Annotated in this window: 15 protein-coding genes and 15 tRNA genes; 4 read left to right on the top strand and 26 right to left on the bottom strand. The window is 44.5% G+C overall.

Annotation, left to right across the window (positions count from 1 at the left end):
* Positions 1–123 precede the first annotated feature (123 nt).
* Complete coding sequence (locus Q5H80_RS01215) at positions 124–759, bottom strand: tetratricopeptide repeat protein (protein ID WP_304566633.1); 636 nt, start codon at positions 757–759, stop codon at positions 124–126.
* A 317-nt stretch (positions 760–1,076) separates the two neighbouring features.
* The gene (locus tag Q5H80_RS01210; protein WP_304566632.1) at positions 1,077–2,393 is read right to left on the bottom strand and encodes an adenylosuccinate synthase; all 1,317 of its coding nucleotides are present in this window, start codon (positions 2,391–2,393) and stop codon (positions 1,077–1,079) included.
* A 171-nt stretch (positions 2,394–2,564) separates the two neighbouring features.
* Here Q5H80_RS01210 and Q5H80_RS01205 point away from each other — a divergent pair, with 171 nt between their 5' ends.
* Positions 2,565–2,753, top strand: a complete 189-nt coding sequence (locus Q5H80_RS01205) for a DUF2065 domain-containing protein (RefSeq protein WP_304566631.1) — start codon at positions 2,565–2,567, stop codon at positions 2,751–2,753.
* Positions 2,754–2,934: 181 nt separating this feature from the next.
* On the opposite strand, the gene hflC is transcribed toward Q5H80_RS01205, so the two are convergent.
* From hflC to tsaE, 8 genes are all read right to left on the bottom strand, one after another.
* Complete coding sequence (gene hflC, locus Q5H80_RS01200; RefSeq protein WP_009847883.1) at positions 2,935–3,912, bottom strand: protease modulator HflC; 978 nt, start codon at positions 3,910–3,912, stop codon at positions 2,935–2,937.
* A 2-nt stretch (positions 3,913–3,914) separates the two neighbouring features.
* Positions 3,915–5,117 (bottom strand): FtsH protease activity modulator HflK, encoded by a 1,203-nt coding sequence (gene hflK / locus Q5H80_RS01195; protein ID WP_304566629.1) that lies wholly within the window; start codon positions 5,115–5,117, stop codon positions 3,915–3,917.
* Between the two features lie 27 nt (positions 5,118–5,144).
* On the bottom strand, positions 5,145–6,452 hold the full coding sequence (gene hflX, locus Q5H80_RS01190) for a ribosome rescue GTPase HflX (protein ID WP_304566628.1): 1,308 nt from the start codon (positions 6,450–6,452) through the stop codon (positions 5,145–5,147).
* Between the two features lie 44 nt (positions 6,453–6,496).
* Positions 6,497–6,763, bottom strand: coding sequence for an RNA chaperone Hfq (gene hfq / locus Q5H80_RS01185; protein ID WP_004735866.1), 267 nt, complete (start codon positions 6,761–6,763; stop codon positions 6,497–6,499).
* Positions 6,764–6,955: 192 nt separating this feature from the next.
* Entirely contained in the window at positions 6,956–7,888 is a 933-nt protein-coding gene (gene miaA / locus Q5H80_RS01180) for a tRNA (adenosine(37)-N6)-dimethylallyltransferase MiaA (protein WP_304566625.1), read from the bottom strand.
* 167 nt (positions 7,889–8,055) lie between these two features.
* Positions 8,056–10,245, bottom strand: coding sequence for a DNA mismatch repair endonuclease MutL (mutL, locus tag Q5H80_RS01175; RefSeq protein WP_304566623.1), 2,190 nt, complete (start codon positions 10,243–10,245; stop codon positions 8,056–8,058).
* Between the two features lie 89 nt (positions 10,246–10,334).
* A complete protein-coding gene (locus Q5H80_RS01170) occupies positions 10,335–12,050 on the bottom strand; it encodes an N-acetylmuramoyl-L-alanine amidase (protein ID WP_304566621.1) in 1,716 nt (571 codons plus the stop codon).
* A complete protein-coding gene (gene tsaE, locus Q5H80_RS01165) occupies positions 12,044–12,508 on the bottom strand; it encodes a tRNA (adenosine(37)-N6)-threonylcarbamoyltransferase complex ATPase subunit type 1 TsaE (RefSeq protein WP_004735870.1) in 465 nt (154 codons plus the stop codon). The genes Q5H80_RS01170 and tsaE overlap by 7 nt, the downstream gene beginning before the upstream one ends.
* A 240-nt stretch (positions 12,509–12,748) precedes the next feature.
* Here tsaE and queG point away from each other — a divergent pair, with 240 nt between their 5' ends.
* Complete coding sequence (gene queG / locus Q5H80_RS01160) at positions 12,749–13,927, top strand: tRNA epoxyqueuosine(34) reductase QueG (protein WP_135385821.1); 1,179 nt, start codon at positions 12,749–12,751, stop codon at positions 13,925–13,927.
* Positions 13,928–14,539: 612 nt separating this feature from the next.
* Here queG and Q5H80_RS01155 read toward each other — a convergent pair.
* The 16 genes from Q5H80_RS01155 to orn all read right to left on the bottom strand — a co-directional run bounded on the left by Q5H80_RS01155 (position 14,540) and on the right by orn (position 17,149).
* Positions 14,540–14,615: transfer RNA gene (locus Q5H80_RS01155), tRNA-Gly, on the bottom strand.
* Positions 14,616–14,674: 59 nt separating this feature from the next.
* A tRNA-Met gene (locus Q5H80_RS01150) sits at positions 14,675–14,751 on the bottom strand.
* A 36-nt stretch (positions 14,752–14,787) separates the two neighbouring features.
* Positions 14,788–14,863: transfer RNA gene (locus Q5H80_RS01145), tRNA-Gly, on the bottom strand.
* A 59-nt stretch (positions 14,864–14,922) separates the two neighbouring features.
* Positions 14,923–14,999: transfer RNA gene (locus Q5H80_RS01140), tRNA-Met, on the bottom strand.
* Between the two features lie 36 nt (positions 15,000–15,035).
* Positions 15,036–15,111: transfer RNA gene (locus Q5H80_RS01135), tRNA-Gly, on the bottom strand.
* Positions 15,112–15,170: 59 nt separating this feature from the next.
* A tRNA-Met gene (locus Q5H80_RS01130) sits at positions 15,171–15,247 on the bottom strand.
* A gap of 50 nt (positions 15,248–15,297) precedes the next feature.
* Positions 15,298–15,373: transfer RNA gene (locus tag Q5H80_RS01125), tRNA-Gly, on the bottom strand.
* A 59-nt stretch (positions 15,374–15,432) separates the two neighbouring features.
* A tRNA-Met gene (locus tag Q5H80_RS01120) sits at positions 15,433–15,509 on the bottom strand.
* A 50-nt stretch (positions 15,510–15,559) separates the two neighbouring features.
* A tRNA-Gly gene (locus tag Q5H80_RS01115) sits at positions 15,560–15,635 on the bottom strand.
* A 59-nt stretch (positions 15,636–15,694) separates the two neighbouring features.
* A tRNA-Met gene (locus Q5H80_RS01110) sits at positions 15,695–15,771 on the bottom strand.
* 50 nt (positions 15,772–15,821) lie between these two features.
* A tRNA-Gly gene (locus Q5H80_RS01105) sits at positions 15,822–15,897 on the bottom strand.
* A gap of 59 nt (positions 15,898–15,956) precedes the next feature.
* Positions 15,957–16,033 (bottom strand) — tRNA-Met (locus tag Q5H80_RS01100).
* A 50-nt stretch (positions 16,034–16,083) separates the two neighbouring features.
* A tRNA-Gly gene (locus tag Q5H80_RS01095) sits at positions 16,084–16,159 on the bottom strand.
* A gap of 59 nt (positions 16,160–16,218) precedes the next feature.
* Positions 16,219–16,295: transfer RNA gene (locus Q5H80_RS01090), tRNA-Met, on the bottom strand.
* A gap of 52 nt (positions 16,296–16,347) precedes the next feature.
* A tRNA-Gly gene (locus Q5H80_RS01085) sits at positions 16,348–16,423 on the bottom strand.
* Between the two features lie 180 nt (positions 16,424–16,603).
* Positions 16,604–17,149, bottom strand: a complete 546-nt coding sequence (gene orn / locus Q5H80_RS01080; protein WP_012603103.1) for an oligoribonuclease — start codon at positions 17,147–17,149, stop codon at positions 16,604–16,606.
* 150 nt (positions 17,150–17,299) lie between these two features.
* Between orn and rsgA the strand changes: the two genes are divergently transcribed.
* Both rsgA and asd read left to right on the top strand, forming a co-directional pair.
* On the top strand, positions 17,300–18,355 hold the full coding sequence (rsgA, locus tag Q5H80_RS01075) for a small ribosomal subunit biogenesis GTPase RsgA (protein ID WP_012603102.1): 1,056 nt from the start codon (positions 17,300–17,302) through the stop codon (positions 18,353–18,355).
* 186 nt (positions 18,356–18,541) lie between these two features.
* Entirely contained in the window at positions 18,542–19,453 is a 912-nt protein-coding gene (gene asd / locus Q5H80_RS01070) for an archaetidylserine decarboxylase (protein ID WP_304566596.1), read from the top strand.
* Positions 19,454–19,519 lie beyond the last annotated feature (66 nt).

Raw genomic sequence — 19,519 nt, 5'->3', positions numbered from 1 at the left:
AATCCAAAAGCAGTTAAGATCAAAAAGGCCTCGCTGATATTCACCAGCGAGGCCTTTTTTAATACGAGATAGATGAGTAATGAGTGCAGTCATTAATCATCTACTCAAAATCACGATTCGATCTTACCAGAAGACATCACGGCGTTTTGCTCGAGCGATAATATTGTCTGGCATTCTCTGTTCTAAGCCGCTACGAAGCACAGTAATACGTTTGTGCTGCCTTTGATCTGCCGTTACCGAATTATACAGCCAACGGTAAGCATCTTCGTAATCCAATGGGCTACCATAGTCACGTAACAAGAGTTCTGCTAAGTGGATGCTTGCACTTAAATTACCCATAGAGGCAGCTTCACGTAAATACGGGATCGCACGCTCTTTGTCTTGTTGAACTAAGGTACCACGAGAGTAATAACGACCTAGCTGTTCTAGCGCAGCAGGTAAACCTTGATGCGCCGCATTTTCCATATAGTAAAGACCAAGCTCTACATCTTGTGGAACACACACACCCCAAGCCAACATGTCACCGTATAAAAACTCATAAGAAGGCAAGCTAATACGCGTTGCACGAGCAACGATATCTTCAACTAACTGGCACTTATCAGCTTTCACTCGCTCTAGGTGTTGGTTATTCTCTATTAAATTAATCAGTTCAGCTTCTGTATATATTGGAACGGGCTCTCCCACATCAGCCAAATCTGCATGACTCAAGGGTGAGCTCAGCGCCACTATCAATGAAGCTGCTACAATTCGTAGCTTCATATCTGCACTCTATTATCTGTCATTAAAGCTATCTATTGAGGGCAGCAGATGATTTCTACACATACCAAAATAGGGTGAACTTCACTTTCCATGATATCTGTATCGGCAATAACCCTGACGGCTTTAGACAAAACTTGCCGCTAATGGGCAATATTTTGCCATATGGTGTTCAAAAGATCATCACAGAAAGCTTCGTTTTCAAATTGCAGGTATTAAAAAGCCGACTTAATAAAGTCGGCTTTTAGAAAACTATTTAATTATCAAAGCACTTTAAGTATCAAAGTACTGTTCGTGCTGTGGTAATCACTCTGCGGGCATTACGCGCCGTATGGGTGAACCTTGATGATAGTTTCGTTACGATCTGGGCCAGTTGATACGATATCAATTGGAACGCCAGTTAGGTCTTCGATACGCTTGATGTAATCTAGAGCAGCTTGTGGAAGCGCGTCGATAGATTTAGCACCAAATGTGTTTTCAGACCAACCAGGCATTGTTTCGTAGATTGGCGTCGCTTCTTCGAATGACTCAGCAGCCATTGGAGAAACTTCTAGAATAGAACCATCTTTCATCTTGTAACCAGTACAGATTTTTAGTTCTTCTAGGCCATCTAGAACGTCTAGTTTAGTTAGACACATACCAGATAGAGAGTTGATTTGGATTGCACGACGCATAGCAACAGCATCGAACCAACCTGTACGACGTAGACGACCAGTCGTTGCGCCAAACTCGTGACCAACATCGCCTAGGTGCTTACCGACTGGGTCTTGCTTCTCAAGGCCATCGTATAGCTCAGTTGGGAATGGACCTGAACCAACACGAGTACAGTAAGCCTTAGTAATACCAAGGATGTAACCGATGTGACGAGGACCGAAACCAGAACCTGCAGCAACACCACCAGCAGTCGTGTTAGAAGACGTTACGTATGGGTAAGTACCGTGGTCGATATCTAGTAGCGTACCTTGAGCACCTTCAAACATAATCTTGTCGCCGCGCTTACGTGCTGCGTCTAGTTCGTCAGTTACGTCGATAACCATCGCAGTTAACATGTCTGCGTAGCTCATCGCTTGCTCAAGTACATCTTCGTAGCTTACTGTTTCAGCTTTGTAGAAGTGCTCTAGTTGGAAGTTGTGGAATTCCATAACTTCTTTTAGCTTCTCAGCAAATGCTTCTTTATCGAAAAGGTCGCCAACGCGTAGACCGCGACGAGCAACTTTATCTTCATAAGCAGGACCGATACCACGACCTGTTGTACCGATAGCTTTAGCGCCACGAGCGATTTCACGCGCGTTGTCGATAGCAATATGGTACGGAAGAATTAGAGGACAAGCTTCAGAGATGAAAAGACGCTCACGCACTGGGATACCGCGTTCTTCAAGAGGTTTCATCTCTTTAAGAAGTGCGTCAGGCGATAATACAACACCGTTACCAATAACACATTTAACGTTATTGCGTAGGATGCCTGATGGAATTAAGTGAAGAACGGTTTTTTCACCGTCAATTACAAGTGTGTGACCTGCATTGTGACCGCCTTGGTAGCGAACCACGTATTTTGCATCTTCAGTTAAAAGGTCAACGATTTTACCTTTACCTTCATCACCCCATTGGGTGCCTAGAACGACTACGTTATTTCCCATCTTTCCAATTTCTGTTGCTAATTAAAAATGGATTCTAGCACTGAATCACACTTCTTGCAGTCACTTTTTGTTCATAAACGTTAACGCTGTACAAAAATAAACCAGCGATAACTGAGGGCGAATGTGTAAAGATGCTGATATCATTGCATTTTATAGACAAAAGGCAGAACCATGTCTCAATCAATTTGGCTCGCTATTGGGCTCGTTCTTATCGTTGAAGGGCTCGGCCCCTTGATTGCACCCAATGGCTGGAGAAACATGGTCGCGCAACTGAGCGAGCAACCAAACACGCAACTGCGCCGTATTGGCGGTTGTCTTGTGGTCGCTGGTGCCGTTATCGCCTTCATGACCTACCGTTAGGTTTTCTCAAAGTACGGAGCTGTCACTACAGCTTCCCTCGAAGATTCAATGGTCAACCTGCAATCTTCAATCTTCAATCTTCAATCTTCAATCTTCAACGAATAGAAAACAAAAAGGCTCCCATTATGGGAGCCTTTTGATTTTTAGGTACTTCGCTAATTTAATGAATTAACGAATCCGCTTATTTTGCTGGAGCACCGCTTGCTTGATTCATGTATTGGAAGAAGTCAGTCTTCGGATCCAGTACTAGAATGTCGCTCTTATCGCTAAATGATGTCTCATAAGCTTGCAGTGAACGCATGAAGCCATAGAACTCAGGGTCTTTGCTAAATGCATCAGAGTAGATCTTCGCTGCTTCTGCATCAGCATCACCACGAGTCACTCGAGCAGTACGGTCAGCTTCAGCAAGAACAGTCGCGACTTCTAGCTCAGCTTGAGCACGGATAACTTCTGCTTTCTCACGACCTTGTGAACGGTGTCTACGAGCAACCGACTCACGTTCTGCACGCATACGGCGGTAGATAGATTCACTGATTTCGTCAGGAAGGTTAATCTTCTTCATTCGGAAATCAACGACTTCAACACCTAAATCAGCCATCGCACTTTCTGCCGTTCCAGACAAAACGTTTTCCATGATCTTATCGCGTTCGCCATCAACTTCTAGAGCTTCTGCAGCCGCTACCGTTGTGACAACTTCGCTATCAGCAGAGTCTGGCAGGATGTCCTTATTACGAGGGCCTGACACGATCTGCTTAATTTCACGAGAACCAATTTCAGAACGAAGAACATCTGTCACTTTACGCTCAAGAAGTGCTTCTGCCGTCATGATATTGCCGCCGCCGGTACTCAGATAAAAACGTCCAAAATCAGCAATACGCCATTTTGCGTAGGTATCAATTAGAACGTCTTTTTTCTCTGATGTTACGAAACGGTCAGAACGACCATCCATCGTTTGAATACGAGCATCAAGTACTTTTACGCGATCAAACATAGGCAGTTTAAAGTGCAAGCCTGGTTCATAAATTCGTGATACGCCGTTGTCATCGAGAACTCGACCAAAACGAATTACCATGCCACGTTCGCCTTCTTGAATCACAAATAGTGACATCAATAGAAGGGCAATCGTCACAACTAATACAGGGATCATTAATTTACGCATTATTAGTATCTCCCTTGACGTGAACTGTCTGAACGAGTTTGAGTGCTAGACTTTGGATCTGCTTGAGTTTCTAACTCAATTTGATCGTAAGTTGATGATGTTTTTGCAGGGCGATTGCCCGACTGAGAACCACCTTGTGCGCCTAGCTTATCAATTGGTAGGTATAGCAAGTTACCGCTTGATTCAGAATCAATCAGGACTTTCGATGTGCTTGAGTACACTTTTTCCATTGTATCAAGGTACATACGGTTACGTGTCACTTCAGGAGCGGCTTGGTATTCAGGTAGCAGTTTCTCGAACTGAGCTACTTGACCTAGAGCACCATTAACTGTGCGCTCTGAGTAACCCACCGCTTCTTTCTTCAAACGCTCAGCACGACCTGTTGCTTTTGGAAGAATGTCATTTCGGTAAGCTTCAGCTTCACGTTCAAAACGCTCTTCATCCTCACGAGCCGCGATAGCATCATCAAATGCATCTTTCACTTGCTCTGGTGGACGTGCTGACTGGAAGTTCACGTCAACAATCAGAATACCCATGTCGTAGCTATCAATAATACGGTTCAACGTTTCTTGAGTGCTTTGACGAATCTGCTGACGACCACTTGTCAAGATACTATCCATTAGTGAGTCACCAATTACCGCACGAAGCGCAGAATCGGTTGCTTGGCGTAAACTGTCGTCTGCATTCGTTACACGATACAAGTATTTGTATGGATCAGAAACACGGTATTGAACACCCATTTCAACGGTCACAACGTTTTCATCTTTCGTTAGCATGGTGCCAGCAGCACGTAGAGAACGAATCGCTTGAACGTTTACCAGTTGCTCATCTTTGATTTCATCGATAAAGCGTGGGTGCCAGTTAAGACCAGGTTCCTCGATACGGTCGAACTGACCCAGTCGAAGTACTACTGCTCTTTCTGCTTCGCCAACGGTATAGAAACCAGCGAAGAACCAGATAGCAATCGCAATGACAGCAATGACACCAAAGCCAATCGCACCGCCACCACCAATAGATGGCCCGTTACCGTTGCCACCTTTTTTACCAAACTTGCCACCTAACTTTTGACTTAGTTTACTAAACACTTCGTCTAAGTCTGGCGGTCCTTGATCTCGGCCGCCGCGATTATTGTTCTTACCCCAAGGGTCGTTATCGCGGCCGTTATTATCGCCGTTGTTGTTATTTCCAGGCTCATTCCACGCCATTAGAAAGCTCCATCATTTGATATGACGTTATACTGTAGCAGTCTCTTTGGTAACGATAAAGTCACCTAAGAGCGCCCCTTCTCTTTTTTCAAGTTTAGACCAATCTATTTGTTGCATTCGGATATCTATCAACAAGTTACCACTTTCATCATACTCTTCTTGTTGAATACATTTCATCTCAAAGAATAAGCTACGAATACGGCCTTGATGTTGATGTGGAATACACAATCGGAATTGAACCATTTGACTTGCTAAACGCTCAGTTAAAGCTTCAAACAGCAGTTCAATGCCTTCTCCTTCCATTGCAGAAACCCAAACAGCGCGAGGTGCGCCCTCTTCGTCTCTTTCAATTCGAGGTTTTTGGTCTTCCATGCAGTCAATTTTATTCATGACCACAAGGGTTGGCACTTCATGAGCATCGATTTCTTCTAATACTTCATGAACAGCCTGAATGTTCTCACGAAAGCGGTCATCACTGGCATCAACAACATGTAACAAAATGTCAGCTTCCTGCGTCTCTTGTAACGTAGCCTTGAACGCAGCGACCAAGTCGTGTGGTAGATGACGGATAAAACCTACGGTATCTGCGAGAATTGCAGGCCCGACATCTGCCAAATCAATCTTACGTAGTGTTGGGTCTAAGGTTGCAAACAGTTGGTCTGCCGCATAAACACCAGCACTTGTGATGCGATTGAAAAGTGTTGATTTCCCCGCGTTGGTATAACCAACCAAAGAAATTGTTGGGATTTCAGCTCGATTACGAGCACGTCGTCCTTGTTCACGCTGCTTAGCGACTTTCGCTAAACGACGTAATATTGCCTTTATACGGTCACGCAACAAACGTCGATCGGTTTCCAGTTGAGTTTCACCTGGACCACGAAGACCAATACCACCTTTCTGCCTTTCAAGGTGAGTCCAACCACGAATCAATCGAGTAGAGATATGACGAAGCTGAGCGAGCTCAACTTGTAGCTTACCTTCATGAGTTCGCGCTCGTTGTGCAAAGATATCTAAGATCAAACCCGTGCGATCTATCACACGACATTTACACAATTGCTCGAGGTTTCGCTCTTGGGCAGGAGAGAGGGAGTGGTTAAAAATCACAATTTCAGCACCGGTTAGCTGAACAGCTTGTGCGATTTCTAGGGCTTTACCTTCTCCAACGTAGTATTTAGGGAGTGGGGATTGTCGGCTACCAGTAATCACTTGTAGCGTTTCTACCCCCGCTGAGGAGACCAGCATTTCACATTCGCTCAGGTCTTCCCATTCTCCCTCTTGCGTGAAGTTGATATGAACAAGTACGGCTCGCTCGCCGGATTCATAACGGTCAAACAAGCAACCAACTCCTTATTACAGCGCAAGCTGTATCAATTGAACGATTAATCTTCAGTCTTCTCAGGACGATCAGATGGCGCGCGTTGTTGCTCGCCGCTGTGGTGACTAACTGCACGAGCAGGAACCACAGTAGAAATCGCATGCTTGTAAACCATTTGATTTACTGTGTTCTTCAATAAGATCACGAATTGATCGAAAGACTCGATCTGACCTTGCAGCTTGATGCCGTTAACAAGATAGATAGAGACTGGAATGCGCTCACGACGGAGTGCATTTAGGAATGGGTCTTGTAGCGATTGCCCCTTAGCCATTTTATTTTCCTTATTTATATTTTGTTGTAATTATTTAGCTAGTGGTGCACAAAAAGGTGCGGCCTTTGCATCTGAGCTAAACGAATAAAAAAACTCCGTTGTTATTGAAAGGCTGTGATTTTTAAAAGCCTCAACAACTGATCCTTTCCAGAGTATATTCACGCAAAAGCGATCACATTATACACAGCAATACTAATTAGATGCTATTGCATCTGAAAGAGTTTCTAACGCCTGTTCAATGTTTTCGCTATCCAACCAAGTTAAATCATCCCAACTGCGTAACCAGGTGATTTGTCGCTTGGCCAATTGACGGGTTGCGCAGACACCACGGAAAACCGCTTCGTCTAAATCGCAATTCCCATCTAAATAATCCCACATCTGCCTATAACCAACGCATCGGATCGATGGCAGTTCAGGGTGAAGATCTTCTCTGGCGTACAACGCTTTCATTTCATCTTCAAATCCCGCTTCTATCATCTTCTCGAAACGCAGCTCAATGCGGCGATGGAGTTCTTTCCTTTCCTTGGGAGCTATTGCAAATTGTTTTACACGAAATGGCAGGCTATCGCCTTTCGTTTGAGTTAGCTCTGTTAATGTTTTACCCGAAATTCGGTAAACTTCCAATGCCCTTGAAAGCCTTTGTGGATCATTTGGGTGTATTCTTTCAGCGGATACGGGATCTATCTCTCTTAATTGATCATGCAATGCCTGCCAACCCTGTTCAATAGACTCCGCTTCAATCTGCTTACGAATCTCTTGATCCGCGGCGGGTAATGGCGATAAACCTTCCAACAATGCCTTGTAGTAAAGCATTGTGCCACCAACAAGTAGCGGGATTTTACCTTCCGCTACAATCTTATTCATTTCACTGATCGCATCACGACGAAAGTCAGCCGCAGAATACGCTTCGCTTGGATCGAGAATATCAATCAAACGATGAGGCGCGAGCGCGAGCTCTCCTGCATCCGGCTTAGCAGTACCAATATCCATGTCTTTGTAGATTAGCGCCGAATCGACACTGATGATCTCTACCGGGTATTTCTGACGCAAGCGGATAGCTAAATCTGTTTTTCCTGATGCCGTTGGGCCCATTAAAAACAACGCTAAAGGTAATTTTTCAGTCATGATATTTTGTATTTATTTCTCTGTTAGAGCACTTAATTAAAAGGCTTCATGTCGCGATACACTTGTCTACTAAGAAAAGCCTCATCACAACAGTTAAATCGTAAACAGCCGAAGCCGTAAATAAGCTTAATTTATCTAAGACTCAGCTGTGAAAATTCACCTACAAACTAAGCCATAAAAGCAGCGATGGTTGCAGAAAAGTCGATAGGATTAACAAATTCGGGATCATCTAATGGAAGTAGACCATGCCAAAGTTGCTCAAGTTCCCCAACTAGTTGAACCGCTTCAGATAAAGTGTAGTCGTTTTTTACTTGTGCTGTCTGAATCCCGATCCAGTTAACCAGTAATGGTAACGTATCGCTAGAAAAGCTATGACCTTGAGTTTCCGAGGCCTGAGCGTTTATTGAAGCCGCGTACGATAACAGATCTGGGATCAAAATTTGTAAGTTTTGCTGCCTCAAAGGAGAAGGCACTCCCATCACCATTATCGCTTCGTTATTCCTAGCTTTAAGCTCGATACCAAGCACAGACAGCATTGGACTTAGCGCCTTAGCGACACTGACTAAATCAGCGCCTAATTTGATGGATAAAGGCACTAATAATGGTTGGCTCTTTAACGCGCCATCACGCGTATCAAGCTGGCCAACAACACGCAATAACTCAGCCTTAGCCAAAGAAACCAACACACTGCCGTTCTTATTACCCATCACCAAATACTGACGCTCCACAATCGAGACCGCTTTGCCCAAGTCCGTCACAGGTACTCTTGGCTTTAAATGAACAGGATTCTGTTGAGCAGGCTTAGCTTCTTTATTTTCTATGTTGTCTCTGGTTTCTACTGGTACCACATGGTCTTGAGGTGAGAATGGTTCTACAACTTGGTCATCAAAACCTGGAGTTTTCAGAAGCTCTTTATAGGCCTTCACTTCTCGCTTAGATGGAGCAGGTTCACCATGATGTTGGTGCGGCTCTTTTTCTTTTTTAGGTTCAGGTCGAGACTCTATCCACTCTTGGCGAGGCGAACCGGTAAAACTGGTTTCGCGATCCGACGAGCCTCTGCTAGGCGATGAACCTCGATTAGCTGGCGAGCTATAATGTTGCCCACCATCATTAACGCTGTGTTGAGGTTGATCGTAAGCGTGCTCAGAGTCTGCTTTTCTTGGGTAGGCTGGCGTTTGCTCAATAGCATATCTTTCACTATCAGATACTTGAGGTTGTTCTGAACTGCTCGGCATTGTGCTTTCAAGCTCTGAGAAACTGGCAATCTCTCCGATACCAGAATTCACGCTATCTTGCTGATGATGTATCACTTCTGACTGATGAAACGCAGACTGCTTGATCGGTGCTGCATCAATTTGTTTGCTTTGGGCTAAGCCATCGCTCAAGGCTTGGTAGATAAAGTCGTGTACAAGGCGGGCTTGATGAAAACGCACTTCATGTTTTGCAGGATGAACATTCACGTCCACCTGATGTGGGTCTAGCTCAATGAACAACACATACGTCGCGAATTGGTCGGGGCGCAAGCTAGTTTCGTAGCTTTGACGAATCGCATGATTGATCAGCTTGTCACGCATCATACGACCATTCACATAACAGTATTGCAGATCGCTTTGTTGTCTTGCTCCTTCAGGCGTGGTGATCCAGCCATGAAGTTTTAAGCCTTGATGCTCAAGTTCGATCTTAAGCATATGGCGAACAAAAGGATTGCCACATACTGCTGCGATGCGCTTTTCGGCTTGAACTTGTGTTTTTGCAGCGCGGTACTGACGAATCATTTTACCGTTATGACGAAGGTTAATCGTCACATCAAAACGGCTCAATGCAATGCGTTTAAGCAGCTCATCGATATGCGTGAATTCGGTTTTCTCGGTGCGTAAGAATTTACGTCGTGCCGGAGTATTGAAGAACAGATCCAATACCTCAACCGAGGTGCCAATGGGATGCGCTGCTGGCTGCAGTTTCACCTGCATATCACGACCTTCACTATGTGCAGCCCAAGCTTGATCCTGAGTCGTAGGGCGTGAAGTCATAGTTAGACGCGCAACAGAACTAATACTCGCCAGTGCTTCACCTCGGAAACCTAGGCTGACGATCGCTTCAAGGTCATCAAGAGTATGAATTTTAGAGGTAGCATGACGGCTTAATGCCAAGGCAAGCTCATCTTTAACAATGCCCTTGCCGTTGTCACGAACGCGGATCATCTTAGCGCCACCTTTCTCTATATCGATATCGATACGTGTCGCACCAGAATCCAAACTGTTCTCAACCAACTCTTTCACAACAGAAGCAGGTCTTTCTACCACTTCACCCGCTGCGATTTGGTTAGCTAGCCGAGCTGGCAGTATTTTGATCGTCATATGTATAGCTACCTTACTGCCATTTATAGAAGCACTTCTCGCGTTTGAGATTGCTTCTATGTTCTAAACATTACTTCAACATTAGCCAACTATTTGTGCGGAATAATCAGCACTTGGCCAATGGCCAACTCATCGGAACGTAGTTTGTTTGCTTGGCGGATACTGTTGACGCTCACGCCATATTTCGAGGCAATCTTGCCAAGATAATCGCCTCTTGCGACTTTATGTTTACGTAGAGGTATATCTTTTACTTCAACCGTAATACGTAACTTTTGGCCTACTCTCACGGTTTCTGATTTCAAGCGGTTCTCACGTTTAATGCTTGCTACCGATACTTTGTAACGGCTAGCTATCTTGCCTAAGTACTCTCCAGGCTTAACCGTGTGTGTCACCGTTTTACGGCTTGTTGTGGCCGCCGCTTGTGAACCCGAACTTGGAATTTTTAGAATTTGCCCTACCGCTAAGCTCGTCGACTTCAAACCATTCAACTTCACTAATGCTTGTGTAGACGTGCCGTACCTCTTCGCAATCACAGACAATGATTCACCACGCTGTACTTTGTGCTGACTGGTAGAGTTAGAAGATGCCGCCGCGTTAGAAATAATAATCCCTTCTGGTGGATTCGCTTTCAAATATTTAACGACCGCTTTGGTCACAGCTCGCGCAAGTTTGTCTTGATGCGAACGTTGGAAAAGAAGCTTCTCTTCGGTCGGATTCGAAATAAAGCCCGTTTCTACAAGTACCGATGGAATTTGTGGTGAACGTAACACTGCCAAGCTGGTGTTAATCGGCTTACTGTTATGCAGTTTTGCGACCTTACCCATTTCAGAGAGAATAGTCGTTGCCAGTTTATAGCCCTCTTTTTGAGAGTGGCTAAACTGCAAATCAAGCAGGGTTTGGTTGACGTTTTTATCTGCAATATTGCCAGTAAACGCAGCACCGCTGCCGCCCAGCAACTCTGACTGTTTCTCTTTGTTCTCAATCCAACGGGAAATCTCAGTATTTGCCCGTCGAGTATTCAACACGAACACCGAACCACCTCTTGGTTGAGGCGTCGTAAAGGCATCGGCGTGAATAGAGATCAAGAGGTGTGCTTCGTTCTCACGAGCAATTGCAACACGTCTGTTCAGGTTTACAAAGTAATCAGCATTACGTGTTAAACGCGTTTTGATTCCTGGAACTGCATTTAACTGCGCAGCGATCTTTTTCGAAATACTAAGAGTCGCATTCTTCTCATATTTACGAGATGGGCCAATGGAACCAGGATCTTCACCACCGTGACCTGGGTCAATCACAATCAGAACATCACGCTGACGCTTAACTTGATTGAGGTTCTTACTCACTGTTGGCTTACTCGGCGTTGATGTTGCTTTGCCTTTACTTGCCGCACCATGAGGCAAGTCGATCACCAAGCGATGTCCGTACTGACCACCAGGAGTCGGACTGAGTTTAAACAACTCTGCTTTAGACGACTTCTTTAACTCAAAAACCAAGCGATACGTGTTTTTGTCTGGCGGTGAGCTTTTGCGAATCTTAGATAGAACGGGGCTGTCTTTCACCACGACCGGTAACTTAGTTGCAAGGTTGGTCTTTTTTAAATCAACAACCAAGCGACTCGGGCTACTCAGGGTGAAATAGCTGAAATCCGCTTCTGATTTTAAATCGATAACCACACGAGTTTCTTCTGGAGAAGGCCAAACCCTTAAACTCTTTAGTGAGTTTGCAGAAACAAGTGAAGAAAACAGTATAGAAAAAACAGCAGCCATCATGGCTACTGCTGAAATAAGGCGTCTAGAAATCAACATAACTCCAACTGACTAAGTAAGCGCTGTCCGTATTCACTGTTAGCGGTTAAAGAAACAATACGGTGATCGTCTTGGTAACGAATATCAATATCCAAATCTGCTTCTGGTAGCATTCCATAACCTTTCTCTGGCCATTCAACCAAACAGATAGCATCCGGCGTGAAGTAGTCACGAATTCCCATAAACTCTAATTCTTCAGGATCGGCTAGGCGATAAAGATCAAAATGGTACACCTGCCAATCGGCAAGTTGATAAGGTTCAACTAGAGTATACGTTGGGCTCTTTACATTTCCTTGATGGCCAAGTGCTTTTACAAAACCACGACTGAAGGTCGTTTTACCTGCGCCAAGATCACCATGTAGATAAATAGTTGTCTGCTGTGAGCAAAGATTAGAAAGCTCCGTTCCTAATTGAATCGTTGCTTGTTCATCTTTCAAAGTAAATTGTTTAGTGCTCATGAATACGTTCTCTAAAAATCGATCGTTGACTATATAAAAATCAAAAGAACAAGAATAGTAAACCGTGATGCTTTTGGGAGACAAGCACTCAAGTGTAAGTTCTATGAAAAATACTGATCAAAACACGTCTGTTCTGGTCAATACCACTAAGATCCGTTAAGATCCGCCCCCATTTTTGCCGAACCTAATTTTAATTAGCCTTATCTCTAATTGTAAAACAGAGAAAATAAGAATTAAGCCATGAATCTAGACCATCTTGCTGAAAAAATTAAAATCTGGGGAAAAGAACTAGGCTTTCAAAAAGTTGGCATCTGCGATGTTGATTTAAGTGAACATGAAGCCCCTCTTCAAGCATGGCTAGATGCTGGCAACCACGGCGAAATGGATTGGATGGCTCGACATGGGATGATGCGTGCTCGTCCCAATGAACTTCACCCAGGCACCATTCGAGTGATCAGCGCCCGAATGAACTATCTACCACCAGAAGCGCAGTTTGCCTCTAACCTAAGCGATACCACTCAAGGTTATATCAGTCGTTATTCTTTAGGCCGCGATTATCACAAATTGTTCCGCAACCAGTTGAAAAAGCTGGGACAAAGAATCGAGAAGGAAGTCGAAGGTTTAGACTCACGTCCTTTCGTGGATTCAGCGCCCATTTTGGAACGACCGCTCGCTCAAAAAGCAGGGTTGGGCTGGACAGGTAAACACTCATTAATTCTTGATAAAGACGCTGGCTCTTGGTTCTTCCTAGGAGAATTGTTAGTTAACATTCCTCTTCCAACAGATGAACCCAGTGTCGATGAGTGCGGTAAATGCACCGCATGTATCACCTCTTGTCCAACTGGCGCCATTATTGCTGATGGCGTAGTGGATGCTCGAAAATGTATCTCGTACTTAACCATTGAATATGATGGTGTGATCCCGGAAGAGTTTAGAGACGCAATTGGTAATCGTATTTACGGTTGCGATGACTGTCAGTTAGTTTGCCCGTGGAACCGCCATGCCGAACTCACTGAGCAAACAGACTTCCACCGCAGAGAAGACTTCCGAGAGGCAGACCTAGTTTCACTTTCAAGTTGGGATGAAGCTACCTTCCTAAAGAAGATGGAAGGCTCAGCGATAAGACGTATTGGACACACCCAATGGTTACGCAATATCTTTGTTGCTATGGGCAATGCGCCATTTCAACAACGCATTGTTGAAACACTAGAATCTCATCGAGGCAAAAACGAAATGCTGGATGTGCATATTGAGTGGGCTTTAAATAAACAACTACAACAGTTACCCAATGCTAGCAGCATGCAAGAAGATAGCTCTACGCAGAAAAATAGTTGTGTGCAAAAAAATAGCAGCAAAATCCTCACCAAAAAACACAGGCTAATACGCATCGTTGAGAAAGGGCTACCAAGAGACGCCTAGCCCCTTAGGCATCAATGATTGGCAAGCCAACCCACACCAAAAAACCACCATACAACACAACTCGTTGCACATAATTTTCGAACAATGTTTGACCTTGTTCTCAATTCTAACAATGTGGAAAAAATTCAGAACTTTCGTAAACTTCCGACACCCACGTAAAGTTAAACACAGTACCGATAAATGATTAAGATCAAAAAACAACAAGTTAACGATCTTTTATCAAATTCAAGGCAAGCATTCAACCTGATAAAAAACAATGAGTTACGATCGGCGCAATTCAGCTAATATACTGAAAACAAGAAAGATCTTTTAGAGAAATGTAAAGAATTGGGTCTGAAATAACTTTATCAACCAAGTTATCCACACTTGATACTTTGTGGATAACTCTGTTTATAGATGTGAAAAACCTCAAGTATCCACTTCAGAGACCTGATGTTTACTAGCATTCTTGTTGCTAACAAAAATTTAAGACAAAAAAAATATCCACCATAATGGAGGATTATTTGCTTTTTGGGGGGATTATGCTTCGCAGCATTAAAGAAAGAGCGTGACCGGTAAGGTCGTCTTTAAACACTGTGGTTTAAAGAGTTTTGTTTACCATGAAAAGTAAACTGGAGCGATACATCGGGTTCGAACCGATGACCTCAACCTTGGCAAGGTTGCGCTCTACCAACTGAGCTAGTATCGCATAAGCTAACCGTTCATCTTTTCTGCTGCAAAGCATCAAATCAACGTTCAACTGTAATGTGGTTGCGGGAGCCGGATTTGAACCGACGACCTTCGGGTTATGAGCCCGACGAGCTACCAAACTGCTCCATCCCGCGTCCGGATGCATTGTTTAAGTCAATGAGTCTTTAAATTGGAGCGATACATCGGGTTCGAACCGATGACCTCAACCTTGGCAAGGTTGCGCTCTACCAACTGAGCTAGTATCGCATAAGCTAACCGTTCATCTTTTCTGCTACAAAGCATCAAATCAACGTTCAACTGTAATGTGGTTGCGGGAGCCGGATTTGAACCGACGACCTTCGGGTTATGAGCCCGACGAGCTACCAAACTGCTCCATCCCGCGTCCGGATGCATTGTTTAAGTCAATGAGTCTTTAAATTGGAGCGATACATCGGGTTCGAACCGATGACCTCAACCTTGGCAAGGTTGCGCTCTACCAACTGAGCTAGTATCGCATAAGCTAACCGTTCATCTTTTCTGCTACAAAGCATCAAATCAACGTTCAACTGTAATGTGGTTGCGGGAGCCGGATTTGAACCGACGACCTTCGGGTTATGAGCCCGACGAGCTACCAAACTGCTCCATCCCGCGTCCGGATGCATTGTTTAAGTCAATGAGTCTTTGTCTCTAGGAGACTAATTTGGAGCGATACATCGGGTTCGAACCGATGACCTCAACCTTGGCAAGGTTGCGCTCTACCAACTGAGCTAGTATCGCATAAGCTAACCGTTCATCTTTTCTGCTGCAAAGCATCAAATCAACGTTTAACTGTAATGTGGTTGCGGGAGCCGGATTTGAACCGACGACCTTCGGGTTATGAGCCCGACGAGCTACCAAACTGCTCCATCCCGCGTCCGGATGCATTGTTTAAGTCAATGAGTCTTTGTCTCTAGGAGACTAATTTGGAGCGATACATCGGGTTCGAACCGATGACCTCAACCTTGGCAAGGTTGCGCTCTACCAACTGAGCTAGTATCGCATAAGCTAACCGTTCATCTTTTCTGCTACAAAGCATCAAATCAACGTTCAACTGTAATGTGGTTGCGGGAGCCGGATTTGAACCGACGACCTTCGGGTTATGAGCCCGACGAGCTACCAAACTGCTCCATCCCGCGTCCGGATGCATTGTTTAAGTCAATGAGTCTTTGTCTCTAGGAGACTAATTTGGAGCGATACATCGGGTTCGAACCGATGACCTCAACCTTGGCAAGGTTGCGCTCTACCAACTGAGCTAGTATCGCATAAGCTAACCGTTCATCTTTTCTGCTACAAAGCATCAAATCAACGTTCAACTGTAATGTGGTTGCGGGAGCCGGATTTGAACCGACGACCTTCGGGTTATGAGCCCGACGAGCTACCAAACTGCTCCATCCCGCGTCCGGATGCATTGTTTAAGTCAATGAGTCTTTATCTCTAGGAGACTAATTTGGAGCGATACATCGGGTTCGAACCGATGACCTCAACCTTGGCAAGGTTGCGCTCTACCAACTGAGCTAGTATCGCATAAGCTAACCGTTCATCTTTTCTGCTGCAAAGCATCAAATCAACGTTTAACTGTAATGTGGTTGCGGGAGCCGGATTTGAACCGACGACCTTCGGGTTATGAGCCCGACGAGCTACCAAACTGCTCCATCCCGCGTCCGTATGCATTGTTTAAGACAATGAAACTGTTCTCTAAAAAAGAGAGAATTTGGAGCGATACATCGGGTTCGAACCGATGACCTCAACCTTGGCAAGGTTGCGCTCTACCAACTGAGCTAGTATCGCAAACTGAAAACGTCTTTCGCCGTTCAGGGCTGCGAATTATAAGAGCATTTTTTTGTGATGCAAGTCCTTAATGCAAAAATCAGCAAGTTTTTACTCAACTGCTGTAAAAGCACACATATTTGCAAAAAAAATAGCTCTTATGTCCCTGAAAAGTTAGATAAACGTGAACATTTGATCTGATTAGATGTTAATAATCGTTTTTCGATAGTACTGCAGCTCAGCAATAGACTCTCGAATATCGTCTAATGCAAGGTGGCTTCCCGACTTAGAAAAACCATCTAACACTTCAGGTTTCCAACGGCGAGTCAGCTCTTTCAGGGTGCTAACATCAACATAGCGGTAGTGGAAGTACTCTTCCAGCTCTGGCATGTGCTTGTATAAGAATCGGCGATCTTGACCAATGCTGTTGCCACAAATTGGTGACTTACCTTTTGGTACCCATTTTTCCAGAAACTCAATCGTTTGTTGAATGGCATCTTGCTCTGAAACTGTACTGTCTTGAATTCGTTTCACTAGGCCACTACCGGTGTGAGTCGTTGTGCACCACTCATCCATCTTGTCCAATTCACTCTGAGGTTGGTGAATAGCCAAAACAGGTCCTTCAGCCAGGATATTAAGCTCACTATCAGTAACGATAGTAGCAATTTCAATGATTTTATGAGTTTCAGGATCAAGTCCTGTCATCTCGAGATCAACCCAAATAAGGTTCTGATCGCTAAAGGACATAAGGCGTCGCCTATTTGTTTATGTATAAAAGAGGTACTATACCCAAATAACTATACTCAAACTAGCTTTAGAGCCATCGAAATCATATGGCAGTAGCAACATCCTGTTTGAGTTCCCAATCATCAAGTTAGATGTGTTAAGTGAAAAATTGTGGCTAAAAAAAAGAAGTTAACCAAAGGTCAGGTACGTCGCGTACGTAGCAACCAGAACAAGCGACTCAAGAAAGAAGATTCTATCCAATGGGACGAGAACATGCTTGGCGGAACAAAAAGCGGACTCGTGATTACGCGCTTTGGTCAACATGCCGATATCGAAGATCTAGAAACCAACGAAGTTCACCGTTGTAACTTACGCCGTAGTATTGAGACTTTAGTTTCTGGTGACCGAGTAACTTGGCGCGCAGGGCTTGAGTCAATGGCTGGCATCTCAGGTGTTGTCGAAGCCGTTGAACCAAGAACGTCAATGCTAACTCGCCCTGACTACTATGACGGCCTAAAACCGGTTGCCGCAAACGTAGACCAAATGGTTATCGTTTCAGCTGTACTACCAGAGTTATCACTTAATATCATCGACCGCTACTTGATCGCCTCTGAAACGGTGAATATCGCCCCTTTAGTTGTACTCAATAAAGTCGACTTGCTGACAGAACAACAAATTAGCGAATACCGCGAAACACTGAAGATATACGAGAAAATCGGCTATAAAGTCATGTTCGTGAGTAAAGAGTCGGGTTACGGCATCAAAGAGTTGGAAGCTGAACTGAAAGATCGCATCAACATTTTCGTTGGTCAATCTGGCGTAGGTAAATCCAGCGTAGTGAATGCACTGATGCCAACATTGGACATTGAAGAAGGCGCAGTTTCTGAAAACTCAGGACTGGGTCAACACACCACCACAGCAGCGCGTTTGTATCACTTCCCTTCTGGTGGTGATCTTATCGATTCCCCAGGGGTACGTGAATTCGGCCTATGGCATTTAGAACCCGATGAAGTCACAGATGCTTTCATTGAATTCAAGCCATACCTAGGTGGCTGTAAGTTCCGCGACTGTAAACACAATGACGACCCAGGATGTCTTCTGCGTGAAGCCGTTGAAGACGGAAAAATTAGCCGCTTACGTTTTGCTAGCTACCATCGCATTATTGAAACAATGGCTGACAACAAAGATAACCGTCAGTACTCGCGAAGTAAGAAAGCGGATCTATAATCGCATTATTGTGAACAAACATGTGCATTTACTGACGATGACTGACAATTGCCGCGATTTTAAGTAACATCTCGCGCCCTAAACAGTCATTAACTCGCTTTCTTTGAAGATAAATAACATTGAAAAGTAGTTAGCATCGAAAAACGATTAGTCTCAAAAAACAATTAGCATCGGAAAATTAATACAATGGATAAGATTAAAGTTGGATTGCAGTACTGGATCCCACAACATGGCCTGACTCGTTTAGTTGGTAAACTGGCGTCTGCTAAAGCGGGCGGTTTAACGACAGCGATCATCAACTGGTTCATCAAGCAATACAAAGTGAACATGGATGAAGCTCTGCATAGCGATCCAAAACACTTTAAGACATTCAATGAATTCTTCGTGCGTGAATTAAAAGAAGGCATGCGCCCTATCGCAGAAGGCGAGTCTGTGATTGTTCACCCCGCTGATGCTCGCGTAAGCCAATTTGGCCCAATTACTGATGGTCAACTTATTCAAGCTAAAAATCACAACTACTCAGCACGAGAGTTGCTTGGTGGTGATGCAGCACTAGCCGATGAGTTTAAAGACGGTGAATTCGCAACGCTTTACCTATCTCCAAGTGATTACCACCGTGTGCACATGCCATGCGACGGCACACTACGCCAGATGATCTATGTTCCCGGAGACCTGTTCTCAGTTAACCCGTTAACGGCAGAGAACGTTCCAAACCTATTCGCACGTAATGAGCGTGTGGTGTGTATCTTCGATACTGAATTTGGCCCAATGGCACAAGTGCTGGTTGGTGCAACTATCGTAGGTAGCATCGAGCAAGTATGGGCTGGCACCATCACGCCACCTCGCGGTAACTCGGTTTACAAGTGGGATTACCCAGCACAAGGTGATAAATCTATTATCTTGAAGAAAGGCGAAGAGATGGGTCGCTTCAAGCTTGGTTCAACGGTGATCAACCTGTTTGCTAAAGATGCAATCAAGTTTGACGAAACTATGCAGAATGGTGAGAAAACCGTTCTAGGCACTCCTTTCGCGCACATTGCGGGTAAAGAAGTTGAGACTGAAACTGTTGATTCAGCAGAGAACACTGACCAAGCTTAACGATCTGAGTTAACTCATTTAATTTTAAAGGCGCGTTACTTTTTCTATTTCTATATCAGAGAAGAA

It is taken from the genome of Vibrio sp. SNU_ST1 (assembly GCF_030563405.1).
In the GTDB taxonomy this organism is placed as follows: domain Bacteria; phylum Pseudomonadota; class Gammaproteobacteria; order Enterobacterales; family Vibrionaceae; genus Vibrio.
The sequence above is the reverse complement of the archived record's forward strand: the minus strand, read 5'-3'. Positions and strand labels throughout refer to the sequence as shown.

Bases quoted from the DNA above. Each gene is read 5' to 3' on its own strand.
- Q5H80_RS01215 (WP_304566633.1), bottom strand. From the start codon at position 759: ATGAAGCTACGAATTGTAGCAGCTTCATTGATAGTGGCGCTGAGCTCA.
- Q5H80_RS01210 (WP_304566632.1), bottom strand. From the start codon at position 2,393: ATGGGAAATAACGTAGTCGTTCTAGGCACCCAATGGGGTGATGAAGGT.
- Q5H80_RS01205 (WP_304566631.1), top strand. From the start codon at position 2,565: ATGTCTCAATCAATTTGGCTCGCTATTGGGCTCGTTCTTATCGTTGAA.
- hflC (WP_009847883.1), bottom strand. From the start codon at position 3,912: ATGCGTAAATTAATGATCCCTGTATTAGTTGTGACGATTGCCCTTCTA.
- hflK (WP_304566629.1), bottom strand. From the start codon at position 5,117: ATGGCGTGGAATGAGCCTGGAAATAACAACAACGGCGATAATAACGGC.
- hfq (WP_004735866.1), bottom strand. From the start codon at position 6,763: ATGGCTAAGGGGCAATCGCTACAAGACCCATTCCTAAATGCACTCCGT.
- miaA (WP_304566625.1), bottom strand. From the start codon at position 7,888: ATGACTGAAAAATTACCTTTAGCGTTGTTTTTAATGGGCCCAACGGCA.
- mutL (WP_304566623.1), bottom strand. From the start codon at position 10,245: ATGACGATCAAAATACTGCCAGCTCGGCTAGCTAACCAAATCGCAGCG.
- Q5H80_RS01170 (WP_304566621.1), bottom strand. From the start codon at position 12,050: ATGTTGATTTCTAGACGCCTTATTTCAGCAGTAGCCATGATGGCTGCT.
- tsaE (WP_004735870.1), bottom strand. From the start codon at position 12,508: ATGAGCACTAAACAATTTACTTTGAAAGATGAACAAGCAACGATTCAA.
- queG (WP_135385821.1), top strand. From the start codon at position 12,749: ATGAATCTAGACCATCTTGCTGAAAAAATTAAAATCTGGGGAAAAGAA.
- orn (WP_012603103.1), bottom strand. From the start codon at position 17,149: ATGTCCTTTAGCGATCAGAACCTTATTTGGGTTGATCTCGAGATGACA.
- asd (WP_304566596.1), top strand. From the start codon at position 18,542: ATGGATAAGATTAAAGTTGGATTGCAGTACTGGATCCCACAACATGGC.